Raw genomic sequence first — 14,668 nt, forward strand, 5'->3', positions numbered from 1 at the left:
GATTTTCCTATTTATTGTATTAAACGTTGAAACGGAAGTGGATAATATCTCCATCTCTCACAACATATTCTTTACCCTCCAAGCGAACTTTACCAGCTTCCTTTGCTGCAACCATATTACCGCTCGCTAATAAATCCTCATAAGAAACGGTTTCGGCACGAATAAAGCCTCTTTCAAAATCGGAATGAATAATTCCTGCACATTGTGGTGCTTTCATTCCTTGTACAAATGTCCAAGCACGTACTTCTTGCACACCAGCAGTAAAGTATGTTGCTAGCCCAAGAAGATGATAAGCCGCACGAATTAACTGATCTAAACCAGATTCTTCAATGCCAAGCTCTTGTAAGAACATTTCTTTTTCTTCCCCTTCAAGCTCCGCAATTTCTTCTTCGATTTTTGCACAAATAATAATAACTTCTGCATTTTCATTTGCAGCAAATTCTTTTACTCGCTTTACATATTCATTATTTGCTGCATCAGCAATTTCATCTTCGCCTACATTCGCAACATATAATACCGGCTTAATGGTTAAGAGATGTAGCCCCTTAGCAATTTTTGCTTGTTCTTCTGTAAATTCTACGGTTCTTGCTGGTTTTTCTTCTTCAAAAGCAGCTTTTAATAGTTCTAATACTTCTAATTCCGCAACTGCTTCTTTATCTTTTTGTTTCGCCATTTTCCCAACTCGGGCAATTCTTTTTTCTACCGATTCTAAATCAGCAAGAATTAACTCTAGGTTGATTGTTTCTATATCAGAAATTGGATCTACTTTTCCTGAGACATGGGTAATATTATCATCAGCAAAACAACGTACTACTTGGCAAATTGCATCTACTTCACGAATATGAGATAAGAATTTATTACCAAGCCCTTCTCCTTTACTTGCCCCTTTTACAATTCCGGCAATATCTGTAAATTCAAAAGTAGTAGGTACTGTTTTTTTCGGTTGTACTAATTCTGTTAATTTTGTTAAACGATGATCAGGTACTTCTACAATTCCAACATTTGGATCAATTGTACAGAACGGATAGTTTGCTGATTCTGCACCTGCTTGTGTAATTGCATTAAATAATGTAGACTTACCAACATTGGGTAAACCAACTATTCCAGCAGTTAACGCCATTATGCCACTCCCTTATATAAACTTTCTACCTCTATCGTACAAAATAGAAAGTAATTTCATTATTATTATAAACCTCTAACAATTATAGTTTTAACGAGAGAAAAAGACAAGTAGTGTTCCTTTCCCATCAATAAAAAGACCACAAATATTATTTGCAGTCTTTTCTGAGAAAAATAGTCTATTCTTGTTCATGCTTTACTAATACCTTTTTCATTTTCCTTGCAAATTCTCTTCGCGGAATAAGAACACTATGCCCGCATCCCTCGCATTTAATGCGAATATCCATTCCTAATCGTATTATTTTCCAGCGGTTTGTACCGCAAGGATGGGCTTTTTTCATCTCAACTACATCATTTAGAGCAAATTCTTTCTGTTCCATAATACCTCCTAAAAAATGAATTACTGTGGTTGCGAATACATAACTAATTTTGGGACAGGACTTTCAATTCCATTTTCATCTAAAACATTTTTTATTTCTTTCCTTAATATCCTTGCAATAGCATGATGCTTCGTTGGCAATGTTTCAGCGACAACACGAATGGTTACTTCTGCTGCTTGAATATTTTGTACCCCTAATAATTCAGGAACACCAACAATATCTTCATATTGCTCTGGTAATTTTTCGATTAGTTCCTGTATTACTTTTTCTGCTCGATTAATATCACCTTGATAAGCAATACTTACATCGACAATCGCTTTACTATTATTGATGGAGAAATTCGTGACATCCACTATACTTCCATTCGGGATAATGTTTACCTCTCCAGTAAATCCTTTTATTTTTGTTGTACGTAATCCAATTTCCTCGACTACGCCCTCGTAAGTACCTATACGTACTTGGTCTCCTACAGAAAACTGGTCTTCAAAAATTATAAAAAAACCAGTAATAATATCTTTCACAAGACTTTGAGCTCCAAAACCAATAGCTAGGCCGACAATTCCTGCTCCTGCTAATAATGCTTTAACATCAATATGAAAGACAGATAATGCCATCATGATAGCTATGAAATAAACAACATAAGTAATCGTGTTTTCTAACAGCTTAATTAATGTTGCTTCTCTTCTTTCAGATACGCGTAAGGCAGAATGTGTTCTTACTTTAAATATATTCCGTACCGCAGCCTTCCCTATCCTGATGATAATTCCGCTTATTAGAAAAATAAGGACAAGTTTTAGTGCTCCAAAGCCGACATCCCTCCACAAATTCTCATTCATAAGACTATCTATACCTTCTTTTATATTTTTATCCATTTAGAACACCTCTAAATATAAACTTCTACTAGATTATTTTCCTTTTATCCTCTATTCATGCAACGTAATGGATGAAACACTTTCTATAAAGTTACATCAAATAAAAAATAATGCTAACTATTTTTCTATTTTACTCTTCAAAAGCCTTCATATTGGGTAAGTTTATTTTAACAGTTTTTCTATTTGCTTTGTAGTACGATATTTCCTAAAACAAAGGACTTTTGCCCTTATTACCATAAATTCCCCTCCTATTTGTCTCACTCTTTTTTCCTTTATTTTGATGGATATGTATAGAATATGTCTCTTTTCCATATACTGAATACTACAATAACTTTGCTTAAAAACAACTAATGGTTCGATAGATTTCCATCTTTGATGGTTGGTCAAAACATCCATTAACTTAATAATTGCTTTCTCCTATAGATATTATCGAATCCTAAATAAAAGGAGTAGATTCAATGACCTTATATTCCAGCCTTTTCGAAAAAAATGAACTTCCCGTTAGAATAGCATATGATGAACAATTAGCCGCCTTTAAGATTGCAGATTCATTAGCTAAACATTTGCCATCCATTTCAATCAATCAGCCAATTGTCTTTATGTGTATTGGAACTGATCGTTCTACTGGAGATTCATTAGGTCCGCTTATTGGTACCTTGTTAAGCGAAAAGAATATTTCTCCTTTTCATGTTTATGGAACACTAGATGATCCAATACACGCTCTTAATTTAGAGGAAAAATTAAAAGAAGTGCATGAAAAACATAAAAATCCTTACATTATAGGGATTGATGCTTGTCTTGGTAGAATGAAAAGTGTAGGTATCGTACAAATTGGTGATGGGCCTGTAAAACCGGGTAGTGGTGTCAATAAAGAGCTTCCTCCTGTAGGAAATATTCATATTACAGGGATAGTAAATATTAGTGGTTTTATGGAATTCTTGGTTCTTCAGAATACTAGATTGAGCTTAGTATTAAATATGGCCAAAATCATTTCAAAAGGCATTTATCATACTAGCCTTCGCTATATGCATACTAGAGAATATCAGGTGAAGGAGGAACCCGTTTAATCGCCTTCTATCTTTTCTAATATAAAAGCCCCCTAAAAAAGGTGTAGTTCACATCCTCTGTAAACTCCCCTTTCTTAGGTGGCTTTTTACTTTTCATTTTCTAATTCAAATAATTGAAGAATACGCGCTAAGTCGTCTTCAGAGAAAAATTCAATTTCAATTTTCCCTTTATTTTTCTTCTGTTTAATATGAACAGTAGTACCAAATCTTTCACGCAGAAATGACTCTTGCTCTTTTAAAAAGACATTTTTCACAGGCGCTTTTTCTTTTTTTGTTTCACGTGGAACATTCTCATTTAGTTGCTGAATCAATTGTTCCAGCTGACGCACGTTTAATCCGTCTTTAATAATTTTATCAACTATTGCTGGAAGCTTATCTTTATTTTTCAGTCCTAATAAAGTTCTTCCATGTCCCATGGATATTTTACCGTCAGAAATATAATTTTGCACAACCTTTGGAAGAGTCAATAAGCGAACATGGTTGGCAATATGGGGTCTGCTTTTACCTAAACGCTTTGCAAGTTCCTCTTGAGTCAGCTTTAGCTTCTTCATTAAAGTCTGATAGGCATGTCCTTCTTCAATAGGTGATAAATCTTCTCTTTGAAGATTCTCTAGTACTGCTAATTCCATCATTTGTTGCTCTGTTAATTGACGGACAACTGCTGGAACTGTCTCTAGCCTAGCTTCTTTAGCTGCTCGATATCTACGTTCACCAACAACTATTTCATAGCCTTTAATACTCTTTCTAACGATTATCGGTTGAAGAATTCCATGTTCTAGTATAGAAAGCTTCAATTCTTCAATCGCTTCCTCATCAAAGAATTTTCTTGGCTGATAAGGATTCGGACGTAATTCATTTAGACTTATTTCTTGAACATTTTCTTCCTTCTCAACATCTATTTTAGGAAAAAAGGCATCTAATCCTTTTCCAAGTCCTTTAGCCACTAGTAACCACTTCCTTCGCAAGGTCCAAATATACTTCTGCACCACGTGACTTTGGATCGTAAATGATAATTGGTTCCCCATGACTCGGTGCTTCTGATAATCGAATATTTCTTGGAATAATTGTTTTATAGACTTTGTCTTGGAAATACTTTTTAACCTCTTCAATAACTTGTAAACCTAGATTTGTTCTAGCATCTAACATTGTTAGCAGCACACCCTCTATGGCCAAATCATGATTTAAATGTTTTTGAACAAGTCGAACTGTATTTAATAATTGACTTAATCCCTCTAACGCATAATATTCACATTGAACTGGAATTAATACCGCATCTGAAGCAGTTAATGCATTAATCGTTAATAACCCTAAAGAAGGAGGACAATCTATTAATACGTAGTCATAGTTATGTTTGACTTCATCTAATGCCCTTTTTAATCTAACTTCTCTCGAAATAGTAGAAACAAGTTCTATTTCTGCCCCAGCTAACTGAATAGTAGCTGGAATAACATCCAAATTCTCTACATTTGTCTGTTTAATCACCATACTTGCTTCTAGATCATCGACTAACACATCATAGATACAATGATCAACATCAGCTTTTTCAATACCTACACCACTAGTAGCATTTCCTTGTGGATCAATATCTACTAATAATACACTTTTCCCGATATATGCTAAACAAGAGCCAAGATTGACTGATGTAGTTGTTTTTCCAACTCCACCTTTTTGGTTAGCAACAGTAATAATTTTACCCATGATGTCACCTACCTTTTATTCCATACTAGCTACGAAATATAAATCGACGCAAGATGGCTACTTAATATAAAATGATTGAACCGTTTAATAGCTCATTTAAAACTATAAAACAATTTATTAGTAAAAAAACAGAATAGACTACAACATGGCTCATTTCCTACCTATTGTAATCACGTATATTATTTTATCATGAAAACTTCTAAATTTCGTTATTTTTTCTTTTAATCTCGATTAATGATGGAAAATGAAAAGAAACTCCTACAATAAAATAAGGGATAAAACCTTATTATTACAAGTATTTTTGGAGAATTTCTCTATTTGATTGGCCTAAAAATAATCATCGTAAATAAGCAATGGAGGTTTTAAATTTTTATTTGTGGTGTCCTTTGAGGAAAAAATCATCCTATAAAAAAGTGAGAATCAGCATAAATGGCTATTATTCTCACAAAAAATATGCTCTGTTAAATAAATATAATGACGAAAAGGAATTCTTAATACAAATGGAATTTAACAGAGCTCAAAATCTTCAAGGAAATATAAATAATTATGCTATATAAAATCTATTAACCTATTATTTCTTTTTCGGTATTTTAATCGTAAATTGGTAAAAATCTTCAAATTCTTCTTCTTGAGCATTCAGATTAATACCACTATCAGAAACCATATTTAATGATTGGCGGATTGTATTTACAGCTATCCGCATATCTTTACTAAAAGCCTTTCTTTTTGGCTTTGGCTTCTGCTTCGTCTGTTCGAGCATTCTCACTACACGCTCTTCTGTTTGCTTTACGTTTAAGCCCTTTTCAATGATTTCTTGTAAAAGCTGAATTTGTTTTTCGCGTTCTTTTAATGGAATCATCGAACGAGCATGACGCTCAGAAATCTCTTTATTTAATAAAGCTTCTTGAATTTCTTCTGGCAATTTAAGAAGTCTCAATTTATTCGCAACAGTCGATTGCCCTTTCCCTAATCTTTGCGCAAGGGCCTCCTGGGTAAGATTGTGCAGCTCTAATAATTTTCCATATGCAATTGCTTCTTCAATTGGAGAAAGCTCTTCTCTTTGAAGATTTTCAATAAGTGCAACAGACGCAGTTTCTGTATCACTCAAGTTTTTTATGATAGCTGGCGCTTCTTCCCAACCAAGCTTTTTCATTGCTCTCCATCTTCGTTCTCCAGCAATGATTTCAAATTTATCTTGCTCATACTCTCTAATTACTATTGGTTGAATAATACCATGGGTATGGATTGTACGAGCTAATTCTTCAATTTTTTCATCATCAAATACCGTTCTTGGTTGAAAACGGTTAGGAACAATCTGATGAATTGGGATTTTTCTAACTTCTTCACTGTTTCCCATATTCTCGATCTCCTCTTGAGCAGCATCTGCACCTAATTGACTAGCATCTTCTATTGGATCTCCTTTTTCGCCTAGTCCAAAAAATCGTGAGAAAGAAGGCTTCATCACCCTGCACCACCTTTACAAAACTCCCTATTAATTATTCTCTATATGAAACATTAATCCCTGCAAAGTCATCTAACTTATAGAAAGAAACTTCTCGAAATTTAATAGAATATGACAATTATAGGTATATTATATAGTAGATATGATAATTGATATAGTCCTAATCCTATGAATGATTATATCATTCTCTTTTCTCTTTCGTAATAGCTTAAAATTAATCGCCTATTTTTACTGTCTTCATAGTAAGATTCCACCCCTTATCATTCGACAAACTTCACTTTAAAGAGGGGTGGAAAAAAGAGTATCTTCGAAAGACGTGAAATTAGCTTTAAGACAGCTAACATTTCATCCCGCTAAATTGCTTAGGCTTTCCCTATTCGATTGGTTCCTTATTAGGAGTTCCTGGTTTTCTAGGATACTTTTTAGGTGTTGGCTTTTCCTTTGCGATTGTGATGATATTTCTTTCGCTTTCTTCAATTGGCAACAAAAAGGCGTGTGTTGCATTCACCTTTCCTCCTAATAGGTTTACAGCCTTTTTTCCAGCTTCCAGTTCTTCTTTGGCACTTGCTGCTTTCATAGCAACAAAAGTACCTCCAACCTTTACTAGTGGTAGACAAAGTTCACTTAAGACGGAAAGTCTTGCTACAGCTCTGGCCGTAACAATATCAAATGTTTCACGATACTCTTTATTTTGGCCAAAGGTTTCTGCTCGGTCATGAATAAAGTTAACCTCTTCTAACTCTAAAACGGACGCTAGATGCTCAAGAAAGTGAATTCTTTTCTTCAAGGAGTCAACAATTGTTACCTTTAAATCAGGAAAGACAATTTTTAAAGGAATACTTGGAAAGCCAGCCCCAGCTCCCACATCACATAGCTGTGCAGGATGATGAAACCCTTCATAGTAAAATCCAGCAGTAATGGAATCATAAAAATGCTTCAAATAAACATCTGATTTTTCCGTAATAGCTGTTAAATTCATTTTTTCATTCCACTCTACCAATGTTTCATAGTAGAGCTCAAACTGATTTATTTGCTTTTCCGATAAAGTGATTCCTTTATCGGAGAGCATTTGAATAAATTCTTCCGTATTCATGCATGAACCCTTTCTATCCAGAGATTAAACTCGAGCAATTTTCCCTTGTTCTAAATAAACTAATAAAATGGATATATCTGCTGGATTTACCCCAGATATTCTTGATGCCTGCGCAATGGACAATGGTCGAACTTTTTTTAATTTCTGTACTGCTTCTGTTGCAAGACTAGAGATAGCATCATAATCAATGTTCTCAGGAATTTTTTTATTCTCCATTTTCTTTAGTCTTTCTACTTGCTGTAAGGATTTCTCAATATAGCCTTCATACTTTATCTGAATTTCTACTTGCTCTTTTATATCTTCCGTTAATTCTATCTCACTAGGTGCCAGTCCTTCAATATGACTATAATTCATTTCAGGTCGCTTTAATAAGTCTCCTGCTCTTATGCCATCTTTTAATTCACTGCCGCCTTGTTCTTTAATAACGTTTTGAACTTGTTCATTTGGCTTTAGCATGACTTCGCTTAAACGTTGCTTTTCTTTTTCAATTAATTGCTTTTTCTCCGAGAATTTTGCGTAACGTTCTTCAGAAATAAGACCAATTCTATAGCCAATATCCGTTAAACGCAAATCTGCATTATCATGGCGAAGTAATAAACGATATTCTGCTCGAGAAGTTAAAAGACGGTAAGGTTCATTTGTACCCTTTGTAACTAAATCATCAATTAAAACGCCAATATATGCATCAGAACGACTTAAAATAACTTCTTCTTTTTCTAAAGCATTTAAGCCTGCATTTATCCCAGCCATTAATCCTTGCCCTGCTGCCTCTTCGTATCCTGAAGTTCCATTAATTTGACCAGCAGTATAAAGATTTTTGATTTTCTTTGTTTCCAATGTTGGCCATAGCTGTGTTGGCACAATTGCATCATACTCAATTGCATATCCCGCACGCATCATTTGCACATTTTCTAATCCTGGTATCGTTCTTAGAATTTCCTGTTGAACATCTTCAGGCAAGCTTGTGGATAATCCTTGCACATAAACTTCTTGAGTGTTTTTTCCCTCTGGCTCTAAGAAAATTTGATGTCGCGGTTTATCGTTAAATCGAACCACTTTATCTTCAATTGATGGGCAATAACGTGGTCCAGTTCCTTTAATCATCCCTGAGTACATCGGAGAACGATGTAAGTTTGCATCAATAATTTGGTGTGTTGTTTCATTTGTATATGTTAACCAGCAAGGAAGCTGTTCTGTAATAAATTTCGTTGTTTCATAAGAAAATGCTCTTGGAACATCATCTCCTGGCTGTATTTCTGTTTTAGAGTAGTCGATAGTATGACTATTTACACGAGGAGGTGTTCCTGTTTTAAAGCGAACTAAGTCAAAACCTAGCTCCTGTAAATGTTCTGATAATCGAATGGATGGCTGCTGGTTATTCGGACCGCTTGAATATTTAAGCTCCCCTAAAATAATTTCGCCGCGAAGATATGTTCCAGTAGTGACGACAATTGTTTTTGCACGATACGTAGCACCCGTTTTCGTAATGACACCTTTTGCAGCTTGATCCTCTACTATTAATTCTTCTACCATCCCCTGAATTAATGTCAGATTAGGTTCATTTTCTAATGTCTTTTTCATTTCATGTTGATACATATATTTATCAGCCTGAGCTCTTAGTGCACGGACTGCAGGTCCTTTTCCTGTATTCAACATTCTCATCTGAATATAGGTCTTATCAATATTTTTACCCATTTCGCCGCCAAGGGCATCAATTTCTCTAACAACAATCCCTTTTGCTGGTCCTCCCACAGATGGATTACAGGGCATAAAAGCAACCATATCTAAATTAATTGTTAACATTAATGTTTTGGCGCCTAGTCTTGCTGCAGCAAGTCCTGCTTCACAACCTGCATGGCCTGCACCAATAACAATTACATCATAATTTCCAGCTTCGTACTGCATCATGATGCCTCCTTCTTTCTAAGTCTTTCTTTTAGCTTGATTTCGAGGCTCTGTACTATTTATGTTAATTCATTTATTTCCCCAAACAAAATTGCGAGAACAACTGATTAATTAAGCTTTCATGAACACTTTCACCAATAATCTCACCAAGTATTTCCCACGTTCTTGTCAAATCAATTTGTACAATATCGATTGGTGTTCCAGTTTCTGCGCCTACTATTGCATCACTAATAGCATTTAATGCTTGATTCAATAAGGAAATATGTCTAGAGTTAGAAACATAAGTCATATCACTTGCTTCAATGGAACCTTCAAAGAATAGGCTGGATATTGCCTCTTCTAATTGATCTACACCATTTTCTTCTACTAAAGAAGTCGTAATGACTTTTCGATTACCGGCAAGTTCTTTTACTTTTTCTAAATCAATCTTTTGTGGTAAGTCTGTTTTATTAACTATTACAATAAAATCCATACCTTCTGTTGCCTTAAAAATATTCTTATCTTCTTCTGTTAAATCATCCGCATAATTTAAGACAAGCAAAATTAAATCTGCTTCTCGTAGTACCTTCCGAGATTTCTCTACCCCTATTCGCTCTACAATATCTTCTGTTTCTCGAATACCGGCAGTATCCAGCAAACGAAGAGGAACTCCGCGCACATTTACATATTCTTCAATGACATCTCTTGTTGTACCAGGGATATCTGTAACGATTGCTTTATTTTCTTGCACTAAACTATTTAATAAAGAGGATTTCCCTACATTTGGTCTTCCCACAATAACGGTTGCTAGACCTTCTCGCAGAATCTTTCCTTGTTGTGATGTTTGCAGTAATTTTTCAATCTCCGTCTTAATATACTTCGATTTCTCGAACATCACTTGCTGTGTCATCTCTTCCACATCATCATACTCTGGATAATCTATATTAACCTCTACTTGAGCTAATGTCTCTAAAATTTCTTGGCGCAAATGCTTGATTAATTTCGATAATCTTCCTTCCATTTGTCCAAGTGCTACATTCATCGCTCGATCTGTTTTGGCTCTTATTAAATCCATTACCGCTTCTGCCTGAGAAAGATCGATTCTTCCATTCAAAAAGGCTCTTTTTGTAAATTCACCTGGTTCGGCAATTCTTGCACCATGAGAAGTAGTCAACTGCAATAAGCGATTCACCGAGGCAAGTCCACCATGGCAATTAATTTCGACAACATCTTCTTTTGTAAAAGTTTTCGGCCCTCTCATCAACGATACCATTACTTCTTCCACAACCTCATTTGTTGCTGGATCCATGATATGTCCATAATGTATCGTATGAGTTGCTACCTCACTTAACTTTTTATTTCCTATACTCTTAAAGAGCTTGTCTGCGATTTTTATTGAATCCGGCCCACTTAATCGAACGATTGCGATCGCTCCCTCGCCCATTGGCGTCGATATCGCAGCAATTGTATCTAATTCCATCTTTTTCACCTCAATTCAAAAAAATAATATCTATTTAAATGATTGTATTCACCTTTGACATGATTACAATAGATTAGATTAACATATCCACAAATGTAAAAAAAGAAAAAAATCCGCACACTTATCCACATTCATTTTTATCATTACTTACCATTTTATCTTATCCACATGTGAATAACAATAAAACGAAAAATAAAATTACAAAAGCAATGCCCTTCTTCTTACTAATTTTATGGATGCTTAGATCCAGTTTATTAGCTCCTATTACTTTTTTCTAAATCACTTTTATTCGATAGTTGCTTTTGTTCCTTCTTTCATGGCTCTGCCTCCAAAACTAAATAACCAACGAACCATCCATAATGGGAAATAACCACTAACTTCTTTTAAAGGCAAAAAAAGAGATTGCCTCTTTCTTGAGAGACAATCTCTTTTTCTATCTATTTTTCATCTTAATCGGTGCAATAATTATATGCCTTTTCGCATCTTCTCCCGAAGAGTAAGTTTTTATTCCTTTGAAAGATACCAAAGCAGTATGAATTGTTTTTCTTTCATCAGCGGGCATCGGTTCGAGCGGAATCTCTTTGCCTATTTTAACCGCTTTATAGGCAATTCTTTCCGCTAACTGAATTAACGCCTGTTTTCTTCGTTCACGGTAGCCTTCTGCATCTAATAATACTTTTAAGTATTCTTTTGATTCTCTATTAATGACCAATTGTGCTAGATATTGAATAGAATTAAGGGTCTGCCCTCTTTTACCGATTAATAGAGCAATTTTTTCACCAGATAATTCATACAATATATTTCTGCCATTTTGTTTTACTTGAATCTTAACCGGAACGCCCATTTTTTCGCAAACATCTTTGAGAAATTCCTCTACTAATTCCACTGGATTCACTTTTTTCTTTACAATTACCTTTGCTGTTCTAGAACCAAAACCAAGAAATCCCTTTTTTCCTTCCTCAACAACAATGATTTCAACTTGATTCTTTGTTGTCTTAAGCTGAGCTAAAGCTGACTCCACTGCTGCGTCGACTGTTTGTCCTACGGCAGTAACTTCTTTCACTTCTTCGCTCCTCCTGCTTTGCTAGTTTGTCCAGCAGTTTTAATTTCAGGACCTTTGATAAAATACGTTTGAACAATTGTAAAGATATTCCCTACTACCCAGTAAAGAGATAATGCTGCCGGAAAATTAATAGCAAATACTAAAATCATCACTGGCATAATCCAAACCATCATTTGCATTTGCGGATTTGGCGGTGCTCCTGCCATTGATAGTTTTGTTTGAATAAATGTTGTTACACCAGCTATTATCGGTAGTAAATAGATTGGATCAGGCTGTCCTAAACTGAACCATAAGAAATCATGGGAAGCAATTTCTCTTGTACGAGAAATTGCATGATAAAATCCAATCAATATAGGCATTTGTACGATTAGAGGGAAACAACCCGCTAATGGATTTACTTTATTCTCTTGGAATAACTTCATTGTTTCTTCTTGAAGCTTTTGTTGTGTCTTTTGGTCTTTCGAGCTATATTTTTGCTGCAGCTCTTTCATCTGTGGCTGGATTGCCTGCATTGCCTTACTGTTTCTTGTTTGTTTAATCATAAGCGGTAAAATAACCAGTCGAACTAAAATAGTTACGATAATAATAGAGATACCATAACTACCCCCAGCGAATGCTGCTGTTTTAATAATCAATTGAGATAATGGATATACAATGTATTCATTCCAAATCCCTTCACTTTCAGAAGTTATTGGTTGATTAAACTCTGTACATCCTGTTAGAATGGTCATTAAAAAAAGTAGACCAACTATCAATAAAAATTTCTTATTCAAGCTGCAAATCCTCCTGTAATATAATTTTCGAATATTACTTAATAAGTATTGTAACCGATAAACGAATGGTAGGAAACGCTTTAATAGGATTTTCCCCTTAATTCTTTTTTGAAAGAACTTTTGCTATTTTCAAAATATGGATAAGACTCTTTTTTACTTCTTCAAAAGACATATCAGCAACAGGCTTTCTTACAATTATGACATAATCATACTTATTTTCCAACATGTCATCTAATTCAAGAAATGCTTGTCTTACATAGCGTTTTATCTGGTTTCTTTTTACGGCATTGCCGATTTTTTTACTAACAGATAAGCCAATACGAAAATGCACTTGTTCTTCTTTTTTCAATTTATAAATAACAAACTGTCGATTGGCAAAAGATTGCCCTTTTTTAAAAACAGACTGAAATTCTTTATTTTTCTTGATTCTAAATTCTTTTTTCAACGTTTATAACTCCTTCAATCCTCCAACTTACCTAATTTCCCAATAAAAGAAAGAATTAGATAGGCATCTTAACGTGAAGTAAACCAATCTATTGTAAAAAAAGGAAGGGTCTGTCCTTTTATGCAAGATCATTCCCTTCTCCTTTTAATTGAAAAAAGACCACTGACTTTTCAGTGGCCTAAGCTGATAATACTTTTCTTCCTTTGCGTCGACGGCGCGCTAAGACATTACGTCCATTTGAGCTGCTCATGCGGCTACGGAATCCGTGAACTTTACTTCTTTTACGTTTATTTGGTTGATAAGTTCTTTTCATTGTATATGACACCTCCCTGAGGAATAGCTGTTATAGACAGTCCTTACAATTATATAAACATAGGCAATTAATTGTCAACTATTCATTTTATTTATCTAATTTTATGGATCACTTTATTTAGTGATGTTCCTATCTTTTTAGGCCATTGCAATAGTATACCACATATTTTTCTATTCTACTTCATAATCCTTCCCAACATTTCTATTTCTTAACGAATAATTTTTACCAATTTGGATATTCAACAAAAATTTCATTTATCTAATTTTGAGCATTTTTAACTATCCTTTCGACGATTGTGGATAAATTTCGACGGTAATATTTTTTCCACAATAGTTATTTACAACTTTTCAACAAACTAATACCTTGTGGACATTTATTACTAACAACCTAATTGACTTGTGGATAAGATATTAAAAAGCATTGCAGTTCTTATAAATTTTTGTTATTATAGTTTTGTTTTCACATCTGAATAAAATCTGTGCATAACTCCATTATCCACAATCTGTGGATAAGTTGTGGACATCTTATTCTTTGTGACTGAACAGAGTTTTCCACAGATGGTGGATACTGTCGAAATACCACTAATCTTCCTTATAATATATTTTTCCACATTAGAAAAGGACAACTTTCCTGTTATCTTGCCTATTTATATCAATATAGCGCAAGATTTTGTCCAAAGTCACGATTAGATGATTCCTTTTGCAGGAATTTGACGACTAAATACAGGAAGCAAAGAAAAAAATATCAACTTTTGCAAAAAAAATATTTAACACCTGTTTACGATTGCTGCTTATCGCATCCATTGATTTTAAATTTTTTAGCAAAAGTATTTCTGAGCGATTTTATCTTAAGGCTTTAAGGCTCTTTTTTTGTTTTTAATATTTTTTCAGAAACGATAAATTGAGTAATTTTAACCATTCCTATTGAAAATTATCTTTTTCTATACGTTTTAAGATAGATCATCTGCTAGGATGAACAGAGCTAATACAATTAACTTTGAGAAAAGGAGGCGAGGATAC

Annotated in this window: 14 protein-coding genes; 1 reads left to right on the top strand and 13 read right to left on the bottom strand. The window is 34.4% G+C overall.

What is annotated here, in order from left to right; all coding sequences use genetic code 11:
* Positions 1 to 19 precede the first annotated feature (19 nt).
* From ychF to NX902_RS24610, 3 genes are all read right to left on the bottom strand, one after another.
* Positions 20 to 1,120: a redox-regulated ATPase YchF gene (gene ychF / locus NX902_RS24600; protein ID WP_095333245.1), complete on the bottom strand. Its 1,101-nt coding sequence runs from the start codon at positions 1,118 to 1,120 to the stop codon at positions 20 to 22.
* A gap of 178 nt (positions 1,121 to 1,298) precedes the next feature.
* Positions 1,299 to 1,499, bottom strand: a complete 201-nt coding sequence (locus NX902_RS24605) for a DUF951 domain-containing protein (RefSeq protein ID WP_095333243.1) — start codon at positions 1,497 to 1,499, stop codon at positions 1,299 to 1,301.
* A gap of 20 nt (positions 1,500 to 1,519) precedes the next feature.
* Positions 1,520 to 2,371 (bottom strand): mechanosensitive ion channel family protein, encoded by an 852-nt coding sequence (locus NX902_RS24610; protein WP_095333241.1) that lies wholly within the window; start codon positions 2,369 to 2,371, stop codon positions 1,520 to 1,522.
* Positions 2,372 to 2,829: 458 nt separating this feature from the next.
* Between NX902_RS24610 and yyaC the strand changes: the two genes are divergently transcribed.
* Positions 2,830 to 3,438 (top strand): spore protease YyaC, encoded by a 609-nt coding sequence (yyaC, locus tag NX902_RS24615; RefSeq protein WP_095333240.1) that lies wholly within the window; start codon positions 2,830 to 2,832, stop codon positions 3,436 to 3,438.
* An 86-nt stretch (positions 3,439 to 3,524) separates the two neighbouring features.
* Here yyaC and NX902_RS24620 read toward each other — a convergent pair whose 3' ends face one another.
* The 10 genes from NX902_RS24620 to rpmH form a co-directional block, all read right to left on the bottom strand.
* Positions 3,525 to 4,382: a ParB/RepB/Spo0J family partition protein gene (locus NX902_RS24620; RefSeq protein WP_163185940.1), complete on the bottom strand. Its 858-nt coding sequence runs from the start codon at positions 4,380 to 4,382 to the stop codon at positions 3,525 to 3,527.
* A complete protein-coding gene (locus tag NX902_RS24625; RefSeq protein ID WP_047944597.1) occupies positions 4,375 to 5,136 on the bottom strand; it encodes a ParA family protein in 762 nt (253 codons plus the stop codon). Before NX902_RS24625 ends, NX902_RS24620 begins: the two co-directional genes overlap by 8 nt.
* Before the next feature lie 571 nt (positions 5,137 to 5,707).
* Positions 5,708 to 6,598: a nucleoid occlusion protein gene (gene noc / locus NX902_RS24630; RefSeq protein WP_095333235.1), complete on the bottom strand. Its 891-nt coding sequence runs from the start codon at positions 6,596 to 6,598 to the stop codon at positions 5,708 to 5,710.
* Between the two features lie 373 nt (positions 6,599 to 6,971).
* Positions 6,972 to 7,691 (bottom strand): 16S rRNA (guanine(527)-N(7))-methyltransferase RsmG, encoded by a 720-nt coding sequence (gene rsmG, locus NX902_RS24635; RefSeq protein WP_095333233.1) that lies wholly within the window; start codon positions 7,689 to 7,691, stop codon positions 6,972 to 6,974.
* A gap of 24 nt (positions 7,692 to 7,715) precedes the next feature.
* Positions 7,716 to 9,596, bottom strand: coding sequence for a tRNA uridine-5-carboxymethylaminomethyl(34) synthesis enzyme MnmG (gene mnmG / locus NX902_RS24640; RefSeq protein ID WP_095333231.1), 1,881 nt, complete (start codon positions 9,594 to 9,596; stop codon positions 7,716 to 7,718).
* Positions 9,597 to 9,669: 73 nt separating this feature from the next.
* Positions 9,670 to 11,055, bottom strand: coding sequence for a tRNA uridine-5-carboxymethylaminomethyl(34) synthesis GTPase MnmE (gene mnmE, locus NX902_RS24645; RefSeq protein WP_095333229.1), 1,386 nt, complete (start codon positions 11,053 to 11,055; stop codon positions 9,670 to 9,672).
* Positions 11,056 to 11,488: 433 nt separating this feature from the next.
* Positions 11,489 to 12,118, bottom strand: a complete 630-nt coding sequence (jag, locus tag NX902_RS24650) for an RNA-binding cell elongation regulator Jag/EloR (RefSeq protein ID WP_095333227.1) — start codon at positions 12,116 to 12,118, stop codon at positions 11,489 to 11,491.
* On the bottom strand, positions 12,115 to 12,849 hold the full coding sequence (spoIIIJ, locus tag NX902_RS24655) for a YidC family membrane integrase SpoIIIJ (protein WP_369988879.1): 735 nt from the start codon (positions 12,847 to 12,849) through the stop codon (positions 12,115 to 12,117). The genes jag and spoIIIJ overlap by 4 nt, the downstream gene beginning before the upstream one ends.
* 139 nt (positions 12,850 to 12,988) lie before the next feature.
* Complete coding sequence (gene rnpA / locus NX902_RS24660) at positions 12,989 to 13,336, bottom strand: ribonuclease P protein component (protein WP_047944605.1); 348 nt, start codon at positions 13,334 to 13,336, stop codon at positions 12,989 to 12,991.
* Positions 13,337 to 13,514: 178 nt separating this feature from the next.
* Entirely contained in the window at positions 13,515 to 13,649 is a 135-nt protein-coding gene (gene rpmH / locus NX902_RS24665; RefSeq protein WP_016201470.1) for a 50S ribosomal protein L34, read from the bottom strand.
* Positions 13,650 to 14,668: the final 1,019 nt, after the last annotated feature.

The organism is Niallia sp. FSL W8-0954 (genome assembly GCF_038005605.1).
In the GTDB taxonomy this organism is placed as follows: Bacteria; Bacillota; Bacilli; order Bacillales; family Cytobacillaceae; genus Niallia; species Niallia circulans_A.

What these genes read in the sequence shown, in the direction of transcription:
- ychF (WP_095333245.1), bottom strand. Translation starts at nt 1,120, where the DNA reads ATGGCGTTAACTGCTGGAATAGTTGGTTTACCCAATGTTGGTAAGTCT.
- NX902_RS24625 (WP_047944597.1), bottom strand. Translation starts at nt 5,136, where the DNA reads ATGGGTAAAATTATTACTGTTGCTAACCAAAAAGGTGGAGTTGGAAAA.
- rpmH (WP_016201470.1), bottom strand. Translation starts at nt 13,649, where the DNA reads ATGAAAAGAACTTATCAACCAAATAAACGTAAAAGAAGTAAAGTTCAC.
- mnmE (WP_095333229.1), bottom strand. Translation starts at nt 11,055, where the DNA reads ATGGAATTAGATACAATTGCTGCGATATCGACGCCAATGGGCGAGGGA.
- spoIIIJ (WP_369988879.1), bottom strand. Translation starts at nt 12,849, where the DNA reads ATGACCATTCTAACAGGATGTACAGAGTTTAATCAACCAATAACTTCT.
- mnmG (WP_095333231.1), bottom strand. Translation starts at nt 9,596, where the DNA reads ATGCAGTACGAAGCTGGAAATTATGATGTAATTGTTATTGGTGCAGGC.
- NX902_RS24610 (WP_095333241.1), bottom strand. Translation starts at nt 2,371, where the DNA reads ATGGATAAAAATATAAAAGAAGGTATAGATAGTCTTATGAATGAGAAT.
- rsmG (WP_095333233.1), bottom strand. Translation starts at nt 7,691, where the DNA reads ATGAATACGGAAGAATTTATTCAAATGCTCTCCGATAAAGGAATCACT.
- noc (WP_095333235.1), bottom strand. Translation starts at nt 6,598, where the DNA reads ATGAAGCCTTCTTTCTCACGATTTTTTGGACTAGGCGAAAAAGGAGAT.
- yyaC (WP_095333240.1), top strand. Translation starts at nt 2,830, where the DNA reads ATGACCTTATATTCCAGCCTTTTCGAAAAAAATGAACTTCCCGTTAGA.
- NX902_RS24605 (WP_095333243.1), bottom strand. Translation starts at nt 1,499, where the DNA reads ATGGAACAGAAAGAATTTGCTCTAAATGATGTAGTTGAGATGAAAAAA.